Annotated in this window: 18 protein-coding genes and 1 tRNA gene; 6 read left to right on the plus strand and 13 right to left on the minus strand. The window is 66.4% G+C overall.

Annotation, left to right across the window (positions count from 1 at the left end; genetic code table 11):
- Nucleotides 1–332 precede the first annotated feature (332 nt).
- Together AC5Y7D_RS01805 and AC5Y7D_RS01810 are read left to right on the plus strand one after the other, a co-directional pair.
- Nucleotides 333–539, plus strand: a complete 207-nt coding sequence (locus AC5Y7D_RS01805; RefSeq protein WP_122498782.1) for a helix-turn-helix transcriptional regulator — start codon at nt 333–335, stop codon at nt 537–539.
- 177 nt (nt 540–716) lie between these two features.
- Complete coding sequence (locus AC5Y7D_RS01810) at nt 717–1,892, plus strand: site-specific integrase (RefSeq protein WP_499920857.1); 1,176 nt, start codon at nt 717–719, stop codon at nt 1,890–1,892.
- 43 nt (nt 1,893–1,935) lie between these two features.
- Here the strand turns inward: AC5Y7D_RS01810 and AC5Y7D_RS01815 are convergent.
- The 4 genes from AC5Y7D_RS01815 to AC5Y7D_RS01830 all read right to left on the minus strand — a co-directional run bounded on the left by AC5Y7D_RS01815 (nt 1,936) and on the right by AC5Y7D_RS01830 (nt 3,620).
- Nucleotides 1,936–2,009, minus strand: a tRNA-Ile gene (locus AC5Y7D_RS01815).
- A 68-nt stretch (nt 2,010–2,077) separates the two neighbouring features.
- The gene (locus tag AC5Y7D_RS01820) at nt 2,078–2,587 is read right to left on the minus strand and encodes a nitroreductase family deazaflavin-dependent oxidoreductase (protein WP_499920858.1); all 510 of its coding nucleotides are present in this window, start codon (nt 2,585–2,587) and stop codon (nt 2,078–2,080) included.
- A gap of 43 nt (nt 2,588–2,630) precedes the next feature.
- Complete coding sequence (locus AC5Y7D_RS01825) at nt 2,631–2,843, minus strand: hypothetical protein (protein ID WP_499920859.1); 213 nt, start codon at nt 2,841–2,843, stop codon at nt 2,631–2,633.
- 36 nt (nt 2,844–2,879) lie between these two features.
- On the minus strand, nt 2,880–3,620 hold the full coding sequence (locus AC5Y7D_RS01830) for an Rv1352/Rv1906c domain-containing protein (protein ID WP_499920860.1): 741 nt from the start codon (nt 3,618–3,620) through the stop codon (nt 2,880–2,882).
- 89 nt (nt 3,621–3,709) lie between these two features.
- Here AC5Y7D_RS01830 and AC5Y7D_RS01835 point away from each other — a divergent pair, with 89 nt between their 5' ends.
- Nucleotides 3,710–6,289: a cation-translocating P-type ATPase gene (locus tag AC5Y7D_RS01835; RefSeq protein WP_499920973.1), complete on the plus strand. Its 2,580-nt coding sequence runs from the start codon at nt 3,710–3,712 to the stop codon at nt 6,287–6,289.
- Here the strand turns inward: AC5Y7D_RS01835 and AC5Y7D_RS01840 are convergent.
- The 3 genes from AC5Y7D_RS01840 to AC5Y7D_RS01850 are packed head-to-tail and all read right to left on the minus strand — an operon-like array spanning nt 6,271 to nt 10,007.
- Nucleotides 6,271–7,110, minus strand: coding sequence for a carboxymuconolactone decarboxylase family protein (locus tag AC5Y7D_RS01840; protein ID WP_499920861.1), 840 nt, complete (start codon nt 7,108–7,110; stop codon nt 6,271–6,273). The two genes, AC5Y7D_RS01835 and AC5Y7D_RS01840, sit on opposite strands and share 19 nt — an antisense overlap.
- Before the next feature lie 9 nt (nt 7,111–7,119).
- Nucleotides 7,120–8,493 carry a metallopeptidase TldD-related protein gene (locus tag AC5Y7D_RS01845; protein WP_499920862.1) on the minus strand — a complete coding sequence of 458 codons (1,374 nt, stop codon included), beginning with the start codon at nt 8,491–8,493 and terminating at the stop codon, nt 7,120–7,122.
- Nucleotides 8,490–10,007 carry a TldD/PmbA family protein gene (locus AC5Y7D_RS01850; RefSeq protein ID WP_499920863.1) on the minus strand — a complete coding sequence of 506 codons (1,518 nt, stop codon included), beginning with the start codon at nt 10,005–10,007 and terminating at the stop codon, nt 8,490–8,492. Before AC5Y7D_RS01850 ends, AC5Y7D_RS01845 begins: the two co-directional genes overlap by 4 nt.
- Nucleotides 10,008–10,040: 33 nt before the next feature.
- Between AC5Y7D_RS01850 and AC5Y7D_RS01855 the strand changes: the two genes are divergently transcribed.
- From AC5Y7D_RS01855 to AC5Y7D_RS01865, 3 genes are read left to right on the plus strand one after another with little or no spacing between them, the layout of a single operon-like run.
- The gene (locus AC5Y7D_RS01855) at nt 10,041–10,913 is read left to right on the plus strand and encodes a carbohydrate ABC transporter permease (protein ID WP_499920864.1); all 873 of its coding nucleotides are present in this window, start codon (nt 10,041–10,043) and stop codon (nt 10,911–10,913) included.
- Nucleotides 10,900–11,736, plus strand: a complete 837-nt coding sequence (locus AC5Y7D_RS01860) for a carbohydrate ABC transporter permease (RefSeq protein WP_499920865.1) — start codon at nt 10,900–10,902, stop codon at nt 11,734–11,736. Before AC5Y7D_RS01855 ends, AC5Y7D_RS01860 begins: the two co-directional genes overlap by 14 nt.
- Nucleotides 11,737–11,749: 13 nt before the next feature.
- Nucleotides 11,750–13,066 carry an ABC transporter substrate-binding protein gene (locus AC5Y7D_RS01865; RefSeq protein WP_499920866.1) on the plus strand — a complete coding sequence of 439 codons (1,317 nt, stop codon included), beginning with the start codon at nt 11,750–11,752 and terminating at the stop codon, nt 13,064–13,066.
- Between the two features lie 17 nt (nt 13,067–13,083).
- Here AC5Y7D_RS01865 and AC5Y7D_RS01870 read toward each other — a convergent pair whose 3' ends face one another.
- The 6 genes from AC5Y7D_RS01870 to ddaH all read right to left on the minus strand — a co-directional run bounded on the left by AC5Y7D_RS01870 (nt 13,084) and on the right by ddaH (nt 19,595).
- Nucleotides 13,084–13,701, minus strand: a complete 618-nt coding sequence (locus AC5Y7D_RS01870) for a TetR/AcrR family transcriptional regulator (protein ID WP_499920867.1) — start codon at nt 13,699–13,701, stop codon at nt 13,084–13,086.
- A gap of 72 nt (nt 13,702–13,773) precedes the next feature.
- Nucleotides 13,774–14,994: an alkane 1-monooxygenase gene (locus AC5Y7D_RS01875; protein ID WP_499920868.1), complete on the minus strand. Its 1,221-nt coding sequence runs from the start codon at nt 14,992–14,994 to the stop codon at nt 13,774–13,776.
- Between the two features lie 172 nt (nt 14,995–15,166).
- Complete coding sequence (locus tag AC5Y7D_RS01880) at nt 15,167–16,045, minus strand: universal stress protein (RefSeq protein ID WP_499920869.1); 879 nt, start codon at nt 16,043–16,045, stop codon at nt 15,167–15,169.
- Nucleotides 16,042–17,487 carry an amino acid permease gene (locus AC5Y7D_RS01885; RefSeq protein WP_499920870.1) on the minus strand — a complete coding sequence of 482 codons (1,446 nt, stop codon included), beginning with the start codon at nt 17,485–17,487 and terminating at the stop codon, nt 16,042–16,044. Before AC5Y7D_RS01885 ends, AC5Y7D_RS01880 begins: the two co-directional genes overlap by 4 nt.
- A 24-nt stretch (nt 17,488–17,511) precedes the next feature.
- On the minus strand, nt 17,512–18,735 hold the full coding sequence (rocD, locus tag AC5Y7D_RS01890; RefSeq protein WP_499920871.1) for an ornithine--oxo-acid transaminase: 1,224 nt from the start codon (nt 18,733–18,735) through the stop codon (nt 17,512–17,514).
- Nucleotides 18,735–19,595, minus strand: coding sequence for a dimethylargininase (gene ddaH / locus AC5Y7D_RS01895; protein ID WP_499920872.1), 861 nt, complete (start codon nt 19,593–19,595; stop codon nt 18,735–18,737). Before ddaH ends, rocD begins: the two co-directional genes overlap by 1 nt.
- Between the last annotated feature and the right edge of the window lie 76 nt (nt 19,596–19,671).

Raw genomic sequence — 19,671 nt, forward strand, 5'->3', positions numbered from 1 at the left:
ATGTGCCATAGCGATTGACAGGTTTCTGAATTCTTCTGCTGCGTAGCGAAAGTCGACCGGTATCAGTGAGAGTCGACGAGAATTGTTGGGAAAAACGTTGATTCGCAGTATGACTGACGCAACACCGGCGATCAACGAGCAAGAGCTGAGCCAGCTATGGTGTCGCAGCGCGCCCCCCTCGCAAGCAGAGACCGCGCCAGCCGCCCTCCCGCTCCAGCCCGCACAGTCGAAGTACAAGCTGATTCGCCGCGGTTGTAGCGGGGAGCGGTAACCGGAGCAGATGATATGTACATGGGCCAGCCGTCCGGCAGCCGCTGACAGAAAGAGTCGCCATGGAGGACACCGCCGACGACAGGTGGATCACCCGACAGGAGCTGGCCGACCGCTACGGCGTGCCCGTCAAGACACCCGCCGAATGGGCATCAAAGGGAACAGGGCCACCGTATGCGAAATTCGGCCGGCACGTCCGGTATCGGATCAGCGATGTGGTCGCCTGGGAGACAACGCAACTGAACCGACCGAAGCGGAACTCCGCTTAGCAGCCCGCGTGTCGGTGGCGCGCGATACAGTGCCCGGAAATGGGTCGTTCGCAACGTCGGGGCACGCACCGACCTGCCACGTCCGGGAGTGAGAAAGTTCTCCCATCCCGCCTTTGCGAACACCCCAGCTGAAGAATTCGTCGGCTCCGGATCGGCAGCCTCGCGGAAGTAGGAACCATGGCAGGACGGCCGCAATTGCGGATCGGTACACACGGGCAGATCAAACGCATCAACAAAGGCGGTGGCGTTTGGCTTGCGCGTTGCCGCTACCGCGACACTGACGGCGTGACCCGTATCGTCCAAAGGCTCGGTCCCGCCGATGAATACGACCAGCACGGCAAGCTGGCAGAGGACGCGTTGGTCGTGGCGCTCGCGGAACGCAAACGCTCGGCCAACCACGGCGAGATTGGCCCAGCCACCAAAGTGGTTGACCTTGTGGAGCAACACCTTGTACGCCTGGCCGAGGACGGCCGCTCCCCGGTCACCATGTCGACGTACCGCTTCACCACGAAAGATCTCAAGAAGTTCATCGGCGGCCTGCGGGTAAGCGAGGCGACGCCGGCCCGCATGGACGCCACCCTCCGGTCCATGCGGAGCGCGCACGGCACGACGAAGGCCCGCCAATCGAAGTCGATCCTGCGGGGCGCACTGCAGCTCGCGGTGATGGCCAGTGTGCTGAGCGCCAACCCGGTGCGCGACGTGCAACCGCTGCGGTCCAAGACCCAGCCCAAAGGCGCGGTCGCACTCACCGCCGACCAACTCCGCCAACTGCTCACCAAACTCCATGCGTCCGCCTTCTGCGAGAAGCACGACCTGGTCGACCCGATCACCTTGCTCATCGCCACCGGCCTGCGGCGCTCGGAACTCCTCGGCCTGCGCTGGACGGACTTCGATGAGAAGACGAGCATGCTCGCCGTCACCGGCAAAGTCATCCGCGTGCCCGGCGAGGGTCTGCTGCGCGTCGACGAGACCAAGTCGACCGCCGGTCGACGAAGCATCCCGCTGCCGAAGTTCGCCGTCGAGATGCTGCTGAAGCGCCGGCAGCGGCCCTACCTCGGCGAGCAAGCAGTCATCTTCCCTTCGACGGCCGGGACGCTTCGCGACCCAAACAACTTCGGCAAGGAGTGGCGCACGGCGCGGCAAGAGTTGGGCGTGGCCGAAGTGACCACCCACAGCTTCCGCAAGACCGTCGCGACCCTCATCGACGACGAAGGGCTCTCGGCCCGGATCGGCGCCGACCATCTCGGGCACACCCACGTCAGCATGACCCAGGACCGCTACATGACCCGAGGGCGGATCCACACGCAGGTAGCGGACCTGCTGGACCGCACGGTCCGCATAAACGATGAATAAACGATGACTTCGGCGCGGCCAGCCGCAAAAATAGCCTCTGAAGTGGGGCGGGCGGGGCTCGAACCCGCGACCAACGGATTATGAGTCCGCGGCTCTAACCAACTGAGCTACCGCCCCCGGGCGTCACACGACCATAGACACTAGCGCGCCATCCAGCGACGCGAACCGCACGCCGGGAAAACAGCTCACTCGACCGGCCGCAGCCGGAAAACCCTGATCTCCCGCGGCGCGCACTTGACCCGATACGCCTCGTAGCCCGCGTAGAAGTCGACCGCCTTGGCCCACGCCGCGGCGCGGGCATCGCCGGTCAACAGCTCGGCCCGGTACTGCCGGGGAGGACCCTTGTACTCGACCGTGCATTCGGGATGGGCCAGCAGGTTGGCACTCCACCCCGGGTGCGAGGGGCGACCGTAGTTGGACCCGATCGCCAGCAGCCCGTCGGAATCCTCGATCAACGTCAGCGGATTCGTGCGCGGTCTGCCGGACTTGGCCCCCGTCGACGTCACGAGACCGGTCCGGTTCAGGCCCGCGGAACTCAGGCGCCCGTTGGTACGCGGAATCAGCACTTTGTCGACCCGCGGCGCTATGTGGACTGCAACTTGAGAACCGAGGCGGCTCATCGCGAAGCGTTCGAACAGGACTTCGTGGACGCGCAGCCGCCGCCCGCGCAGCGAGCTTTCTCGACGAAATGACACATCTGAACCGTAGCCCCCGGACAATGCGCCCACGGCCCCGCGCCTACGAACCTTCTTTCCTGGCGCGCCGCCGACTCTCCCAGGTGTATTGCTTGTACTCGTCCTGGACGTGAGTATCGCGGTGGTTACCCGGACACAACCACTGACGGTCCATTCGATCGCCGTTGCCCGTCATGTCGATGATGTGATACTCCGCGTCGACGCGGCAGTTGAGGCAATAGCTCGTGCCGACCTCCAAGACTTCTCCCGGCTCCATGTTTCCTCGATTCGTTGACCCGTTGTGCGACAACAACTAATACACGTAGACGACCGCGCCGTTGCCGCCGTTGCACACCACCATCGAACCGTTGGCCGCGCACGTCATCGTGTAGTGCTGGCCGGTCACCGGACTCACGGCCTCGACCTGCCGCTGCGTCACGCTGGCCGGACCCCCGGCGCCGTAGGCGAGCCGAACCTGCTCGGCAAACGGGCACGAGGTGTCCGCGGACCCGACCGCGGAGTGGGCGAAGCCGCCGGACGGCCCGGACGTCGGAGGACAGGCCTGAGCCCCCGCCGGGAGGGCGACCGAAGTCGTCGTCGGAGCAGGCTCGGTCACCAGCGTCCACGGCGCACAACCTTGCGACCTGAACCCGGCGTCCGTCGGCGCGATCGTCACCGATTGAGGCAGGATGCCCGCCCCATTGGCGATGATGTCGGCGGTTTGCCCGCCGAACCCCCGCAGCCGTTCCCAATAGCAGGAGGCGCCGCCTTGCGACCGATAGGTGCCTGGCACCAGGTCAACACCCGTGCGGAACGTCCCGTCACCCGGGATGCTGCGCGCGGGCGCAACCGAGGAAGTAGAAGAGGTGGTGGTCGGCGCGGCGGAGCTGGACGGCGGAATCGACACCGTGGTTCCGGGGTAGATCGGCGGCAGCCGGGAGGGGTTGTCGTGACCGGTCGGAGTTTGTCGTGACGGTTTGACCCCGGAATCCGAACAACCGGTCACCGCCAACATCGCGATCGACACGATGGCGAAGACCGTTCTTGCCGCCATGACCCCTCGATGCTGCTCAGATGCAGACTCGTTTGCTGTCCTTACGCTACCCCGAGCGGGCCGGCCGGCAACTGCGCGTGGGTGAGAACATGGCCGGTGTGACGGCACCAGGGTTGACCGGCTCGGAGGCTGCCGAGCGGCGGGCACGCGACGGGGCCAACACGTTGCCGGCGTCGAAGCGGCCTTCGGTCGTGCGCCGCATGCTCGGGGAGCTGACGCACTTCTTCGCCCTGCTGCTGTGGGCGGCCGCCGCCCTCGCCTTCTTCGCCGAGCTTCCGCAACTCAGCGTCGCCATCATCGCCGTGATCGTGCTGAACGGCTTCTTCGCCTTGATCCAGCAAGCTCGGGCCGATCGCGCCGCCGACCGGCTGCAGGAAATGCTGCCAACCCGTGTCACGGTGTGGCGCGACGGCCGCCGGCAGCTGGTCGAGGCAGAGGACGTGGTGGTCGACGACATCCTGCTGCTGGAAAGCGGCGACCGGGTGCCGGCCGACGCGGTGGTGCTGGCCGAGAATCAGTTGCTCGTCGACTCCTCCATGCTCACCGGCGAGAGTCAGGCCGGCTCCGTGGCTCAGGGCGAAGCGCTGTTTGCCGGCACCTTCGTCGTCGAGGGCGACTCGCGCGCCCAGGTCACCGCGATCGGACAACACACCAGGCTGGCGGGCATCGCCCGCTTGTCGACGTCGACGACCAAGCCCGACACCCCCCTGACCCGGGGCCTCAATGGCGTCGTCCGTCTCACCGCCGCCATCTCGGTCAGCGTAGGCGTACTGTTCCTGCTGCTTTCCCTGCTGATCGGCAACCCGGTCCAGCAGGCCTTCGTGTTCGCGATCGGTGTCACTGTTGCCTTGGTCCCGGAGGCCCTGTTGCCCACGGTGACGCTGTCGCTCGCCTGGGGTTCAGAGCAGATGGCCAAGCGTCAGATCCTGGTGCGGAACCTCGAGGCAGTGGAAACGCTCGGTTCCACAACCTTCATCTGCACCGACAAGACCGGCACGCTCACCCGCAATGAGATGACCGTGGTGGAAGCCTGGACACCTGCCGGCACGCTGATCGTCGAAGGCCTCGGCTACGGCCCGACGGCGAGATTGACGTCATCCTCGGCCGCCGCCGAGACCGCCGCCCGCGAACTCGCCCTGGCCGCCGAACGCTGCTCGACCGGATACGCCGAAGAGGCCGGCGGGCAGTGGCGGGCCCATGGCGACCCCATGGAGGCGGCCTTGGACGCCCTCGCCAGGCGGATGGGTATCGACACCGCCGAGGATCGTCGCTCCGGCCCGGCCGAGCTGCGGTTTCCGTTCGATCCGCGGCTGCGCCGGATGGCGGTGGTGCTGGCCGACGAGATTGTGGTGAAGGGCGCACCGGATGCCGTGCTCCCGCTCTGCGGTGACGACCCGGCGGTCCATCAGGTCCTGGACACCCTTACCGCCCGCGGGCTGCGGGTGCTCGCCGTCGCCGCGGCACCGAGGAACGGCCGCACACCCCGCAATCAACAGGAATGCGACCAGGAATTGCGCCTGCTCGGCCTGGTGGCGTTGCAGGATCCGCCGCGCGACGACGTCTGCGAGTCACTTCGCGCCTGCCGCAGCGCCGGTGTCAAGGTGGCGATGGTGACCGGCGACCATCCGGCCACCGCGGCAGCCATCGCCGACGAGGTGGGTCTGCGTTTCCACGACTCACCCGTGTTGTCGGGAAGCGATCTGCCCGGGGACGAGCAGCGGCTGGCGACTCTGCTGGACCACGACGGCGTCGTGGTGGCGCGCGTGTCCCCGGAGGACAAACTCCGGATCGCCCGCGCCCTTCGCTCGCGCGGCCACGTCGTGGCGATGACCGGAGACGGGGTCAACGACGCGCCGGCGCTGCACGAGGCCGACATCGGCGTGGCGATGGGCCTGGGCGGAACCGATGTCGCCCGCGAGGCAGCCGACCTGGTCCTGCTCGACGACTCCTTCGCCGGCATTGTGGCGGGCATCGAGCAGGGCCGCGCAACCTTCGTCAACATCCGCCGCTTCCTGACCTACCACCTCACCGACAATGTCGCCGAGCTGGCGCCGTTTCTCGTCTGGGCGCTCTCCGGCGGGTACTTTCCGCTCGCGCTCGGCGTCCTGCAGATCATCGCGCTGGACCTCGGCACCGACACCCTGTCCGCGGTCGCACTGGGCGCCGAGCCACCGGCCAAGCATTTGCTCGAGGGGCCGCCGGTAGGCGGCCGCCTGATGAACCGCACCGTACTTCGCCGCGCCTTCGGGGTGCTGGGGCCGCTCGAAGCAGCCCTCTCCCTCGGCGCCTTCGTCGTGTCCCTGCTGGCGCTGGGCTGGCGTCCGGGCAATCCGTTCCCCGTCGGACACGACCTGGCAGCGGCATCCGGGGCGACGTTCATCACCGTCGTGTTCGCCCAGACGGCGAACGTCTTCGCCTGCCGCTCCTCCTCACGCTGGCCCGGAGCGCTGGGCTGGTTCACCAACCGGCTGCTGGCGCCCGCGGCACTGATCGGGCTGACGATCTCGCTGGTCGAACTGTGGGTGCCGCCGGTCGCGGAGCTGCTAGACCAGTGGAACCCGCCGTTAGCGGGATGGGTCGTGGCGCTGGCCTCGGCGCCGGCGCTGCTCGCCGTCGACGCGCTGGATAAACGACTGCGGGCCCATCGGAGTCAGCTGAACACCGTTTGACCATCGAGGTCGATCAGATACCGCTCGGTTCCCGACTCCACCCGAGCGGCGTCGGCACCCAACGCCACAGCGATCTTGTTGCTGGCGTTGCGCATGATGTCGAAGGTCAACTCGACGGCCTCGTCAGTCGAAAACCGGGAGCGCACCTCGACGGCATCGTCGACGGCGAGGTGCGCAGGGGTCCAAATTAACGCATCGGCATACCGCAGCGCTGACTTCGCGCGATCATCCAACAAAATCGACGTCTCAAAGCGTGAAATCTCCCCGTACAGAGTCTCCGTGCCGCCCGCGTCCAGCGCATGTCCTTCCCGCAGCGACTTGCACAGCCGGCAGTTGTGCGCGGACGCCCCGCGCAGGCGCACGAGTTCGGAGGTCAGCGGGTCGATGGCGCGCTCCCTGGCCACCCGGGGCAAAAACCGGCTGAACAACTCGTCGGACGGATCGCGCGCGTCGTCCCACGCGATCGGCCCGTCGACCCAACCGAGGTACTCCGAACCGACGCCGAGGGCTTCGAATCCGGCCCGCACCCGCGGCACGAAGTCGGCGATGAACATCGCGACGACAACCCGAAACGAGCTGTCCCCCAAGCATTTCAACAGTCGAGACCGTTGCTCGACGGTGATCGCGGAGACATCTGCACTGAACTGCTCGGCGAACTCGGCGACGACGGTCTCGGATTCCGACTCGGGTTCACCCACGGCAACGGGGTTGGGCAGGGGCGGCAGCGAGATGGTCTGGGCGCATATGCGGCGCACCAGCCCCGAGAGGCGCCCGTCGGAGTACGCGACCAACTTCGTCAACTGGTCGGCGGGAAGTGCCATCTTCGTACGCTACTGCGCCTGGCTCACCGAGGACATGTGGAAATCGGGTATCCGCAGCGACGGCATCGCCGCCCGGGTGGCCCAGTCACCCCACTCGCGCGGCAGCGTCTTCTCGCTGATACCGGCTTCGGTGGCGCGCCGCAGCAGGTCCAGCGGGCTCTCGTTGAACCGGAAGTTGTTGACCGCTCCCGTCACCTCGCCGTCTTCGATCAGATACACCCCGTCGCGGGTCAGACCCGTCAGCAGCAACGTCGTCGGGTCGACCTCGCGGATGTACCACAGGGTGGTCAGCAGCAGTCCCCGCTCGGTCGCGGCGATCATGTCGGCGAGTTCGACCGATCCGCCGGTCATCAGGAGGTTGTCACAGGCCACCGCCACCGGGGCGTCGAACCGGGCCGCGGTGGCCCGCGGGTAGGCCAGCGAGTTGATCACCCCGTTGCGGATCCAGTCGACCTGGTTGATCTCCATGCCGTTGTCGAACACCGACGTGGTCTCCGTGGAATTGCTCACCGCGACGAACGGCGTGCACGCCAGGCCCGGAGCCATCGGGTCGGAGTACAGGCTGAGCGGCAGATCCGTGAGCCGCTCCCCCACCCGAGTCCCGCCGCCGGGCGCCGACAACGCGGTGCGGCCCTCCTGCGCGCCGCGGCCGGACATCGTCCAGCCCAGATAGATCATCATGTCGGCCACCGTCGACGGCGGCATGATCGTCTCGTAACGTCCGGCCGGCAGTTCCACCGACCGCGACGCCCAGCCCAGCCGCGTCGAGAGGTCTGACAGCAGCGAATCGATCGGCACGTCAACGAAATCCGCGGTGCCGATGCCCGCCCAAGCGCTCGCCTCCCCGCGTTTGGCGTTCACTTCGATCGCACCGGAAGGCTGGGTGTAACGCCGGCGCAACCCGGTCGAGGACGCCAGGAATGTCGTCGAAAGACTATGGTGCGCATAGCCGTACAGCCGATCGCTGCGCCGGAACCCCTGGGACAGCGGACCGGCGATCCCGCTGAACACCCCGGCACCGGTGCCGGGCACCGGCGCATCCCAGTCGGCGGGCTCCCCCGAGCCACCGAGCAGTGGGGCGGCGTCCCCGGCCTCCGGCGCGGAACGGGCCGCATCCTGAGAAGACGCCACCAGCCCGGGCAGCATCGTCGGATCCGCCTCACCGGAGACCACAGATCCGACGTATGCGCTATCGCCTTGCCGCACAACCGAAATAACGGTCACACTGCGGGTGACCGTGACACCGTTGGTGGTCATCGTGCTGTTCGCCCAGCGCAGGGTCGCCTCGACCTTGTCGGTGACCAGCACCATGGTCTCGTCAGCGCGCCCGATCTTGGCTGCCTCGCTCAGGACGATGTTGACGACGTGCTGGGGTGTGATCATCGGCCGCCCTCGGTACGGGTGTTGAGCACATTGATGCCACGGAACAATGCCGACGGGCAGCCGTGGCTGACGGCGGCGACCTGGCCGGGTTGGGCTTTGCCGCAGTTGAGCGCGCCACCTAGTCGCCACGTCGACCGACCGCCGACGGCCTCCATCGCATTCCAGAAATCGGTGGTGGTCGCCTGATAGGCCACATCGCGCAACTGACCGTAGAGGCGGCCGTCCCGGATGCGGTAGAACCGCTGCCCGGTGAACTGAAAGTTGTAGCGCTGCATGTCGATCGACCACGACTTGTCGCCTACGATGTAGATCCCGTCGTCGATCCGGCTGATCAGGTCCTCGGTGGTCAGATCCTCCGGTCCCGGCTGCAGCGACACGTTGGCCATCCGCTGGATCGGCACGTGATGGGCCGAGTCGGCATACGAGCACCCGTTGGAGCGCGGCTCGCCCAGCCGCGGGGCGAACACCCGGTCGAGCTGATAGCCGACGAACACCCCGTCCCGCACCAGGTCCCAGCTCTGTGCGGCCACTCCCTCGTCGTCATAACCGACGGTGGCCAAACCGAATTCGACGGTGCGGTCGGCGGTCACGTTCATCACCGGCGAGCCGTACTGCATGGTGCCCAGTTTGTCGGGAGTGGCGAACGACGTGCCGGCGTAGGCGGCCTCGTAGCCGATGGCACGGTCGTATTCGGTTGCGTGACCGATGGATTCATGAATGGTGAGCCACAGGTTGGTGGGGTCTATCACCAGGTCCGTGGGCCCCGGCACCACCGATGGAGCGCGTACCTTCTCGTACAGCAGGTCCGGCAGTTCCGCGAGTTCTGCGGTCCAGTTCCAGACGTCGTCGCCGGCCACCACTTCCCAACCACGTGCGGTGGGCGGCGCCAGCGTGCGCATGGAGTCGAAGGTTCCCTCGCCGGCGTTGACGGTCACCGCCTCGAGTTGCGGTTGCAGCCGCACCCGCTGCTGGGTGATCGACGACCCGAAGGTGTCGGCGTAGAAGGTCTGCTCCTTGGCGGCGTTCAGTGTGGCCGACACGTGGTCAACGCCGTCGGCGCCCAGGAGGCGCCGGGAATAGTCCTGCAGGACGCCGATCTTCTCGGAGGCGGGAACGCCGAACGGATCGATCTGATAGTCCGAAGCCCACATCACGTCGGCGTACACCGGCTCGGGTGCCAGCCTGACCTGTTCGGTGTTCAGCGCCGCCAGGACGGTGGCCACCTGTACCGCATGCCGCGCGGTCCGGGCCGCCACCTCCGGCGACAGCTCGGCATGGGAGGCGAAACCCCACGTGCCCGCGACGATCACCCGCACCGCGAGGCCGATGTCGCGGCTGAGCACGGCGGTCTCGAGTTCCCCGTCGCGCAGCTGGACGATCTCGGTGGTGATGCGGTGAATCCGCAGGTCGGCATAACTGGCCCCGGCCGCTCTCGCCGCAGCCAAGGCGGCGTCCGCCAACTGGTGGCGCGGCAGGTCAAGGAAGTCGGCGTCGATTCCCCGGTTCGCTGTCACGGCTCCACCGTAACGACCGGCTTTAATACATTCATGTCCGACGCGCCACGCCGCTCCACCGCGCTGGCCTATGCGCTGCTGGCACCCAGCTTGTTCGGCGTGGTGGCGTTCCTGTTGCTGCCGATCCTGGTGGTGATCTGGCTGAGCCTGTATCGCTGGGACCTGCTCGGCCCGCTGCATTACGTCGGGTTCGCCAACTGGCGCTCGGTGCTGCACGACGATGACTTCGGTGATTCGCTGGTGGTGACCGCGATCTTCGTCGCGCTTGTGGTGCCCGCACAGACAGCGCTGGGACTGCTGGCCGCCTTGCTGCTGGCCCCCCGGCTCCCGGGCAGCGGGTTGTTCCGCACGCTCTACGTGCTGCCGTGGATCTGCGCGCCGCTGGCGATCGCGGTGCTGTGGCGTTGGATCCTGGCGCCTACCGACGGCGCGGTCAGCACCCTGCTGGGACGGCGAATCGAATGGCTGACCAACCCGGACCTGGCGCTGCCCGTGGTCTCGGCGGTCGTCATCTGGACCAATGTCGGCTACGTGTCGCTGTCCTTCCTGGCGGGGCTGTTGGCCATTCCGGAGGATGTGCACAACGCCGCGCGCACCGACGGCGCCGGTGTCTGGCAGCGGTTCTGGCGCATCACCCTGCCGATGCTGCGGCCGACCACGTTCTTCGTTCTGGTTACCGGGATCGTCAGCACCGCACAGGTTTTCGATACCGTCTACGCGCTGACCGGTGGCGGCCCGGAGGGCAGCACCGACCTGGTGGCCCACCAGATCTACGCCGAGGCATTCGGTGCGGCGTCGATCGGCCGCGCCGCGGTGATGGCCGTCGTGCTGTTCGTCATCCTGGTCGGCGTCACATTCGTTCAGCACCTGTACTTCCGCACGCGGATCAGCTATGACCTGGTCTAGTCAGAGGTCTGGGCGGACATCCCTGAGCCTGATCTACGGGGGCCTGATCGCGGGCGCGCTGATCACCCTGGCACCCTTCGCACTCGGATTACTCACCTCGTTCACCTCCGAGCACCAGTTCGCCACCGGTTCCCCGCTGCAGTGGCCGCATCCGCCCACCCTGAGCAATTACACCGACCTGGTCGGCACCGGCTTCGGCCGGGCCGCAGCGGTGACCGCACTGATGACCGCGGTGATCCTGCTGGGTCAGATGACCTTCTCGATATTGGCCGGCTACGCGTTCGCACGCTTGCACTTTCCCGGACGCGACGCGCTGTTCTGGGTCTACGTGGCGACGCTGATGGTACCGGGCACGGTGACCGTGGTGCCGCTGTATCTGATGATGGCCCAGTTGGGTCTGCGTAACACGTTCTGGGCGTTGGTGATTCCCTTCATGTTCGGCTCGCCGTATGCAATCTTTCTGTTACGCGAGCACTTTCGGCTCATTCCGGATGACCTGATCAACGCCGCACACCTCGATGGCGCCAATACCCTGGACGTGCTGGTGCATGTGATCCTGCCGTCGAGCAAGCCGGTGCTGGCCGCGTTGACGATGATCACGGTGGTCTCGCAGTGGAACAACTTCATGTGGCCGTTGGTGATCACCAGCGGCCGCAAGTGGCGGGTGTTGACGGTGGCCACCGCGGATCTGCAGTCCCGGTACAACTCTCAGTGGACGCTGGTGATGGCGGCCACGACCGTCGCGATCGTGCCGCTGGTGGTGCTGTTCCTGGCATTCCAGCGCCACATCGTGTCCTCGATCCTGGTCTCGGGTCTCAAGTGATGAGCGGGCGCGGATGAACCGACCCCGCTTCTCGACGCTGTCCGCAGTCGCGCTCGCCCTGGTCGCGGCGCTGCTGATGACGACGGCGATCATGATGGGCCGCTCCGATACCAGCGGCAAGGTCGTGCTGACCGTGCGACTGTGGGCCGAACCGATCGCTCGGGTCTATCAGGAGTCGTTTCAGGCATTCACGCGCACGCATCCCGATATCGAGGTGCGCACCAATATGGTGGCGTTCTCGAACTACTTCGACACCCTGCGCACCGATGTGGCCGGCGGCAGTGCCGACGACATCTTCTGGCTGTCCAACGCCTACCTGGACGCCTACGCCGACAGCGGCCGGCTGATGAGGATCGAGACCCCCGATCAGGGCTGGGACCCGGCAGTCACCGAACAGTTCACCCACAACGGCGCCCTGTGGGCGGTCCCCCAACTCACCGACGCCGGCATCGCGCTGTTCTACAACGCCGACCTGCTGGCCGCGGCCGGCGTCGACCCCGCGGTGCTGGACACCCTGCGCTGGAGCCCGGACAGCGACGACACGCTGCGGCCGCTGCTGGCCCGCCTCACCGTCGACGCCGACGGACACCCCGCCGGGACAACGGGTTTCGAGCCCCGCCGGGTGCGTCAGTGGGGATACAACGCCGCCAACGACCCCCAGGCCATCTACCTGAACTACATCGGGTCGGCCGGCGGGGTGTTCCAGCAAGACGACAAGTTCGCCTTCGACAACCCGCAGGCCCGGCAAGCCTTTCGGTACCTCGTCGAACTGATCAACGACGACCATGTCGCGCCGCCGGCCTCCGACACCAACGACAACGGCGACTTCTCCCGCAACCAGTTCCTGGCCGGCAAGATGGCACTGTTCCAGTCCGGAACCTACAGCCTGGCCGCAGTGGCTCGCGACGCCACCTTCCGCTGGGGAGTGGCGATGATGCCGACCGGGCCGACGGGTCGGGTCAGCGTAACCAACGGCATTGCCGCGGCCGGTAACTCGGCCTCCAAGCATCCCGAGGCCGTACGCCAGCTGCTGTCCTGGATGGGCGGCAGCGAAGGGAACGCCTACCTGGGCCGCGAAGGTGCGGCGATCCCCGCGGTGCGCTCGGCCCAGCCGGGCTACTTCGCGTACTGGAAAGCCAGGGGCGTGGACGTCGGCCCCTTCTTCTCGGTGCTGAGCGGGCCGCGGATCCCCGCCCCCGGCGGGGCGGGATTCGCCGCCGGCAACGAGGCCCTGCAGCCCTATTTCGACGAGATGTTCTTGGGCCGAGGCGATATCGCGGCCATCCTGAAGCAGGCCCAGGCGGCGGCCAACGCCGCCGCTCAACGCTAGCCGGGCCTCCGGTGGCGCTAGTCCGTCCGGATCGCGTTGATGAACGGCGCCAAGACGTGCGCGATGGTCGTCGCGGAGTCGTCGGCACCGACCGGTGGGAGGGCGAGAAAACTCAGCGCGGCGCGTGCGATCGTCTGGCCGAGCACGTTGGCGTCGTCGAAACTGGCACGCACCCAACTGTGCTCGAAAACCTGCGCCAAGTGTTCCGCGGCATAGTCGACGATGAACTGACTCTCGACTGTGATCATCCGGAGCAGATCGTTGGGTGCGTCTTCGGTTCGGAGCGCCCGCACCAGTGGATCGCTGTCGGCGCGGCCGAAGAATTCACTGAAACCCGATCGCAGGGTGCCGTAGCCGTCGTCGGGGTGGGCGTGCACCGCGGCCTCCATGCCACTGATGATGCTGTCGGTGAGCCGCAGGGCATAACTGCGTGCCAGCCCGCGACGCGTACCGAACTCGTTGTAGAGAGTCCCGCGACTGATTCCCGCCGCCTTGGCAACGTCGGCCATAGTGATCGTCGACCACTTGCGTTCGACCAGCAGACGTTGCATCGCGTCGAGCACTCCGCTGCGCATCAACGCAAGAGCATTGTTCTGATACGGGCTGCGATTCCGTGCAGGTGTCGGGTCGACCATCCAGCCGAGATTAGTTCGCATCGCGCTTGGTTCCGGTCATCGAGCGGGGACGTTTCGCATTGAAGTCCGCCATCATCGCTCTCCGTAGCGGGCGAGCACCTTCTTGCGCTTGCGAGGATCGACGTTGACCTTGGTGATGTCGCCGCCGTAGTGCTCCAGGACGCGGTGGTCCATCAGCTTGCGCCAGACCGGCGGGAAGTACGTCAGGCCGACCAGCGTGGCGTACCCGCTCGGCAGGTTCGGCGCGCCGTCCATGCTGCGCAGGGTCTGGTAGCGCCGGACCGGGTTCGCGTGGTGGTCGCTGTGCCGCTGCAGGTGATAGAGGAAGACGTTGGTGACGATGTGGTCGGAATTCCAGCTGTGCACGGGCGCGCACCGCTCGTAACGCCCCGCCGCTGTCTTCTGCCGCAACAAACCGTAGTGCTCGAGGTAGTTCACCGACTCCAGCAACGACGCACCGTAGGCCGCCTGCAGAACCAAGAACGGCAACACCTGCCAACCGAAGACGGCGGTCAGCGCGCCGAACAGGACGACCGACATCAGCCAGGCGTTGAGTACGTCGTTGTGAACGCTCCACACCGGCTTGCCGATTCGCTCCATCCGCGTCTTCTCCAATTCCCACGCCGACTTCAGCGAGCCGAATACGCTGCGCGGCAGGAACATCCAGAAGCTCTCACCGAACCGCGCGCTGGCCGGATCCTCCGGTGTGGAGACGCGCACGTGGTGGCCGCGGTTGTGTTCGATGTAGAAGTGCCCGTAGAGGGTCTGGGCGAGAGTCACTTTGGATAGCCAGCGCTCCAGACTCTCGCGCTTGTGCCCCATTTCATGGGCGGTGTTGATGCCCACGCCGCCGATGACGCCCATCGTTGCCATGACACCGATCTTCGAGATCAGGCCCAGGCCGCCGTTGATCCCGAGCCAGCTCAGGTCATCGGCCGACCACAGGTAACACGCCACCACCAAGCTGGCCATCTGGAAGGGAATGAAAGCGTAGGTGCAGTACCGGTAGTACTTGTCGTTCTCCAGGTAGGTGATCACCTCGTCCGGCGGGTTCTGATCGTCGGCGCCGAAGAACGTGTCGAGGATCGGCAACAACACGTAGAGCAGAATCGGCCCGACCCACCACAGCACCGGCGTGGCAGCAGTCCAGCCGAGCCTGCCGAACACCCAGGCCAGGCCGACGGCCGCCAACAGGGACGTCGGAAGGATCAGGCCCAAGGGCCACAGGTAACGCTTACGGTCGCGCCACCGAGCGCCGCCGACTCCGGATTTCGTCTCTGCGATGGTCGCCATCGCCTACCTCCTCGCCTGTTCACCGCATGCTTCAGCGATGTCGTCGACTGTGAACATATCAGCTGATTTGTTCAACTGATAGATGTATTGCAGATTTTGTTCATAACGCACGGCGCGGAGATGTCCTCGCCGGGCCGAGTGCGTGGCCGGCCAGAGACCGGCCGAGAGGAAGTCAGCCGGGTAGCACCAGCACCGGCACCGGGCTGTGGCGAATGATCTTGCCGCTGCGCATCCCGAGGAACACCCTGCGGATGTCGCCGCCCGGCGACGTGCCCAGCGTCAGGATTTCACCGTCGATCCAATGCGCCCGGTGCAGCGCCTCCAGCCAACTGGAGCCGTTAATCACCTGCAGCGCAACATCTTTACCGACCACCCCGTCGAGCTTCAACGACTCGAGGATGTCTCGTGCCTGACCCGACCATGCCTCCAGGATGGAATCCTCCACGTCCAGCCCCACGTCGGGCGGATACATGGTTCGCCCGCGGACGGCGAATGTCATCACCCGCAGCGGTATCCGCATCCGTTCGGCATACTCCGCGCAGCGGCGCACCACATTGACCGACTGTGGGATGGCGGAGTACGCACACGTGAGTCGGGTCAATCTGCCCGTGGGCGAATGGTACCCGGGAGAGCTGATCGCCACCGGGACCGAGGAGGAGTGCAGCAGCGAGTCGGCGGTGCTGCCGACCACCATGTGTGCCCGCCCGCTGCTGGGTAGCGAACCCAGCACCAACATCTCGGCGCCGACCTCCTGGGCCACTTCAGCCAGCCCGCTCGACACCGACCGATGCGCGCGGTGACAGTAGTTGACCTGGAGGCCCTCGGCGAGCGGTAGCAGGTAGTTGCGGGCCTCGTTGGCCGAGTTCTCCGCCAAATGCTCAGCCCAGTGCGCGTACTCGGCATCTACCCGCGCCAGCGACGGTGTGGGCCAGCCCTTGGGCACGACGGTCGCCACCGTCACGGAGGTCTCGAGTGTCCGGGCCAGACACACTGCCAGGTACAACCCCGAGAGCCCGATCTTGTCGGCCCGGTATCCGACGACGACGGTCATGGAGCTTTCCCGTTCAGGGCGCTGTGGTGCCGGCCCCACCCGAAGTAGTAGATCAGCGCCAACGTGATCCAGCCGCTGAACGCCAACCAGGTGTACCAGTGCAGGCTCGCCAGGATGTAGCCGCAGGCCAGCACCGAGAGCGCCGGGGTGACGGGGTATCCGGGCACCCGGAAGCCGCGCGGCAAGTCCGGCTCGCGCACCCGCAGGATGATCACCCCGAGCGAGACGACGATGAATGCGGTGAGGGTGCCGATGGACACCATGTCCGCCAGCTTGTCCAGCGGTACCAGTGCGGCCAACAGGCCCGCGGCAATCGCGACGATGACGGTGTTGTTGACCGGCGTCATGGTGGTCGGGTTCACCGTGGCGAACCGGGTGGGCAGCAGCCCGTCGCGGCCCATCGCGAACAGGATGCGCGTCTGGCCGTACATGGTGACCAGCGTGACGGTGAAGATCGAGATAACCGCCCCCGCGGCCAGAACCGTTCCCGCCCATCTGCTGTGGGTGACGTTGTCGAGGATGGTGGCGAGCCCGGCGTTCTCCTGGGCGCCGAAGTCCCGCCACGGCTGGGTGCCGAGCGCGGACAGCGCGACGAGCAGGTAAACGCCGGTGACCACGACCAACGCCGACACCAACGCACGGGGCATGGTCTTCTGCGGATCCTTCACCTCGTCGCCGGCGGTCGAGACCGCATCCAGACCGATGTAGGAGAAGAAGATGGTGCCGGCCGCCGTACCGATGCCGGCGACGCCGAACGGCGCGAATTCTTTGAGGTGGTCCTCCCTGAACGCCGTGAAGGCGATGACGGTGAACATGCCCAGTACGCCGAGCTTGATCAGCACCATGACGGTGTTGACCTTGGCCGATTCGCTGGCACCGCGGATCAGCAGCAGCGCGCACATGACGATCAGGACGACCGCCGGCAGGTTCACCCAACCGTGCGAGACACCCGCGGGCGTCTTGTCCCACGGGGCCGCCGACACCGCGTGTGGGAGTTCGACTCCGAACAGATTGTGCAACAGCTTGTTGAGGTAACCACTCCACCCGACCGCGACCGCGGCAGTGGCCACCCCATACTCGAGCAGCAGGCACGCCGCGACCACCATGGCAACCGCCTCGCCGAGGGTGGTGTAGGCATACGAGTACGCCGAACCCGAAACCGGTACGGCCGAGGCCAATTCGGCATAGCAAACAGCGGCCAGCCCGGCCGCGATGCCAGCCACCAGAAATGAGACGAGCACACCTGGCCCAGCCTCGGGCACAGCCTGGGACAGCACGAAGAAGATGCCGGTGCCGACAGTGGACCCCACCCCGAACAGAGTGAGCGCAAACGTGCCGAAGCTACGCTTGAGGTTGGCAGCGGCTCCCTGCGCGACGGGTGCGCCGCCTACCGGGCGGCGGCGCAGCATCTGCTCCTTGAGGCTGATCGAAGTGGCCGGCAACTGCTGCTCCCATCGCTGTGTCAGCTAAGTATGGGCCTCCCGCAGCGCGCTGGCGAACCGTTCCAGCAGCCAGTCGATCTCGGCGGCGGTGATCACCAACGGCGGTGCGAACCGCAGCGTCCAATCGTGAGTGTCCTTCACGAGCACACCGCGATCGGCCAGCCGGAGGCTGATCTGCTTACCGGTGCCGAGTGCGGGATCGATATCGACACCGGCCCACAAGCCGAAGCCGCGCACGGCCGTCACCCCGTTGCCCAGCAAGGCATTTAAGCCCTCGTGCAGCTGCGCGCCCAATTCAGCCGAACGGGACTGGAAGTCACCGCGTGCCAGCATGCCCACCACGGTGGTGCCGATCGCGGCGGCCAACGGGTTGCCGCCGAACGTGGAGCCGTGTTCGCCCGGTCTCAGCACACCCAGAATCTCCCGGTCGGCGACCACCGCTGACAGCGGAACCACCCCGCCGCCCAGCGCCTTGCCCAGCAGATAGACATCGGGCACCACGCCCCAATGGTCACAGGCGAACGTGTAACCCGTGCGGGCCAGCCCCGACTGGATCTCGTCGGCGATCATCAGCACGTGGTGTTCGTCGCAGAGTGCACGCACCGCCGGCAGGTAGTCGTCCGGGGGCACGATGATGCCCGCCTCCCCCTGGATGGGCTCCAAGAGCACCGCGACGGTGTTCTCGTCGATCGCCTCGAGCAGGGCGGCGGCGGCACCGAACGGCACCGAACGGAACCCGGGAGTGAATGGACCGAACCCTTTGCGCGCCAATGGGTCTGACGAGAAACTGACGATACTGATCGTGCGGCCGTGAAAGTTGTTGTGCGCGACGATGATGTTGGCTCGGTCGGCCGGGACGCCCTTCACTTCGGCGCCCCACTTGCGAGCGACCTTCAGACCGCTTTCGACGGCCTCGGCACCGGAGTTCATCGGCAACACCATGTCCTTGCCGCAGAGCCCGGCCAGTGCCGCGCAGAACGGGCCGAGGCGATCGGAATGGAAGGCGCGGCTCACCAGCGTCACCGTGTCGAGCTGAGCGTGAGCCGTGGCGGTGATCTCGGGGTGCCGATGACCGAAGTTCACTGCCGAGTAGGCAGCCAGGCAGTCCAGGTAGCGGCGGCCGTCCACATCGGTGATCCACGCGCCCTCGGCGCTGGCCGCCACCACCGGCAGCGGTGAATAGTTCTGCGCGGCATGGCGTTCCATCAGCCCAATCGCCGTGTCGGTGAGATCGGCCAGCAATGTCATCAGTGCACCTCCAACGTGCAGCACTTCACCGAACCGCCGCCCTTGAGTAGCTCGGACAGGTCGACGCCGATCGGCTCGAAGCCGGCAGCCCGCAACTGTCGCGCGAAACCTGTTGCGCCGGAAGGCAATACCACGTGACGACCATCGGAGACGGCATTGAGGCCGAACAGGTAGGCGTCGGCGGTACCGACGACGATGGCGTCGGCGAACAACGCCCGCAACTGGGTCTGGGCCGCTTGGCTGAACGCCGGCGGGTAATAGGCGATGGTGTGCTCGTCCAGCACGGCCAGCGCCGTGTCCAGGTGGTAGAAGCGCGGATCGACCAGCTCGAGTGACACCACCGGCATGCGCAGGGCGGCCGCGATCTCGGCATGGGAGCGTCGATCGGTGCGAAACCCATAGCCGGCCAACACCATGTCGCCGACCATCAATAGGTCGCCCTGCCCCTCGTTGACGTGGCGGGTGGACACGGGCCGGTATCCGAGCGACGACATCCAGTCCGCATATGCCCTCGACTCGCCGGCGCGTTCGGGGAACCGGAATCTGGCGACCACGGCGATGTCGTCAGCAATGAACCCGCCGTTGGCGGCGTACACCATGTCGGGTAGGCCCGCCACCGGCTCCACCAGATCCACGTGGTGGCCCAGTCGAAGGTACGTTGCGCGCAGCCGCTCCCACTGCGCCGCCGCGCGGCCGGCGTCTACCGCGATGTCGGTGTCCATCCAGGGATTGATGGCGTACTCGACCGAAAAGAAGGTGGGTGGTGTCATCGCGTAGTGCCGAATCGTCGGCGTGCGTCTGGTCGGCGCTCCCCGCCGTGCCTGCGGCACGCAAGAAGCGTCAACATAGTGATCCGTCATAGATATCAACGTTATGGGGCGCCTGTTACGCAATCAAACGATGAATATTGCGCATTTGACGCCGAATCATTGCGTT

This window comes from Mycobacterium sp. NGS49 (genome assembly GCF_059812565.1).

Bases quoted from the DNA above. Each gene is read 5' to 3' on its own strand.
- AC5Y7D_RS01865 (WP_499920866.1), top strand. From the start codon at position 11,750: ATGAACCGACCCCGCTTCTCGACGCTGTCCGCAGTCGCGCTCGCCCTG.
- ddaH (WP_499920872.1), bottom strand. From the start codon at position 19,595: ATGACGGATCACTATGTTGACGCTTCTTGCGTGCCGCAGGCACGGCGG.
- AC5Y7D_RS01875 (WP_499920868.1), bottom strand. From the start codon at position 14,994: ATGGCGACCATCGCAGAGACGAAATCCGGAGTCGGCGGCGCTCGGTGG.
- AC5Y7D_RS01835 (WP_499920973.1), top strand. From the start codon at position 3,710: ATGGCCGGTGTGACGGCACCAGGGTTGACCGGCTCGGAGGCTGCCGAG.
- AC5Y7D_RS01840 (WP_499920861.1), bottom strand. From the start codon at position 7,110: ATGGCACTTCCCGCCGACCAGTTGACGAAGTTGGTCGCGTACTCCGAC.
- AC5Y7D_RS01830 (WP_499920860.1), bottom strand. From the start codon at position 3,620: ATGGCGGCAAGAACGGTCTTCGCCATCGTGTCGATCGCGATGTTGGCG.
- AC5Y7D_RS01825 (WP_499920859.1), bottom strand. From the start codon at position 2,843: ATGGAGCCGGGAGAAGTCTTGGAGGTCGGCACGAGCTATTGCCTCAAC.
- AC5Y7D_RS01855 (WP_499920864.1), top strand. From the start codon at position 10,041: ATGTCCGACGCGCCACGCCGCTCCACCGCGCTGGCCTATGCGCTGCTG.
- AC5Y7D_RS01870 (WP_499920867.1), bottom strand. From the start codon at position 13,701: ATGGTCGACCCGACACCTGCACGGAATCGCAGCCCGTATCAGAACAAT.
- rocD (WP_499920871.1), bottom strand. From the start codon at position 18,735: ATGACATTGCTGGCCGATCTCACCGACACGGCGATTGGGCTGATGGAA.
- AC5Y7D_RS01880 (WP_499920869.1), bottom strand. From the start codon at position 16,045: ATGACCGTCGTCGTCGGATACCGGGCCGACAAGATCGGGCTCTCGGGG.
- AC5Y7D_RS01805 (WP_122498782.1), top strand. From the start codon at position 333: ATGGAGGACACCGCCGACGACAGGTGGATCACCCGACAGGAGCTGGCC.
- AC5Y7D_RS01860 (WP_499920865.1), top strand. From the start codon at position 10,900: ATGACCTGGTCTAGTCAGAGGTCTGGGCGGACATCCCTGAGCCTGATC.
- AC5Y7D_RS01810 (WP_499920857.1), top strand. From the start codon at position 717: ATGGCAGGACGGCCGCAATTGCGGATCGGTACACACGGGCAGATCAAA.
- AC5Y7D_RS01845 (WP_499920862.1), bottom strand. From the start codon at position 8,493: ATGATCACACCCCAGCACGTCGTCAACATCGTCCTGAGCGAGGCAGCC.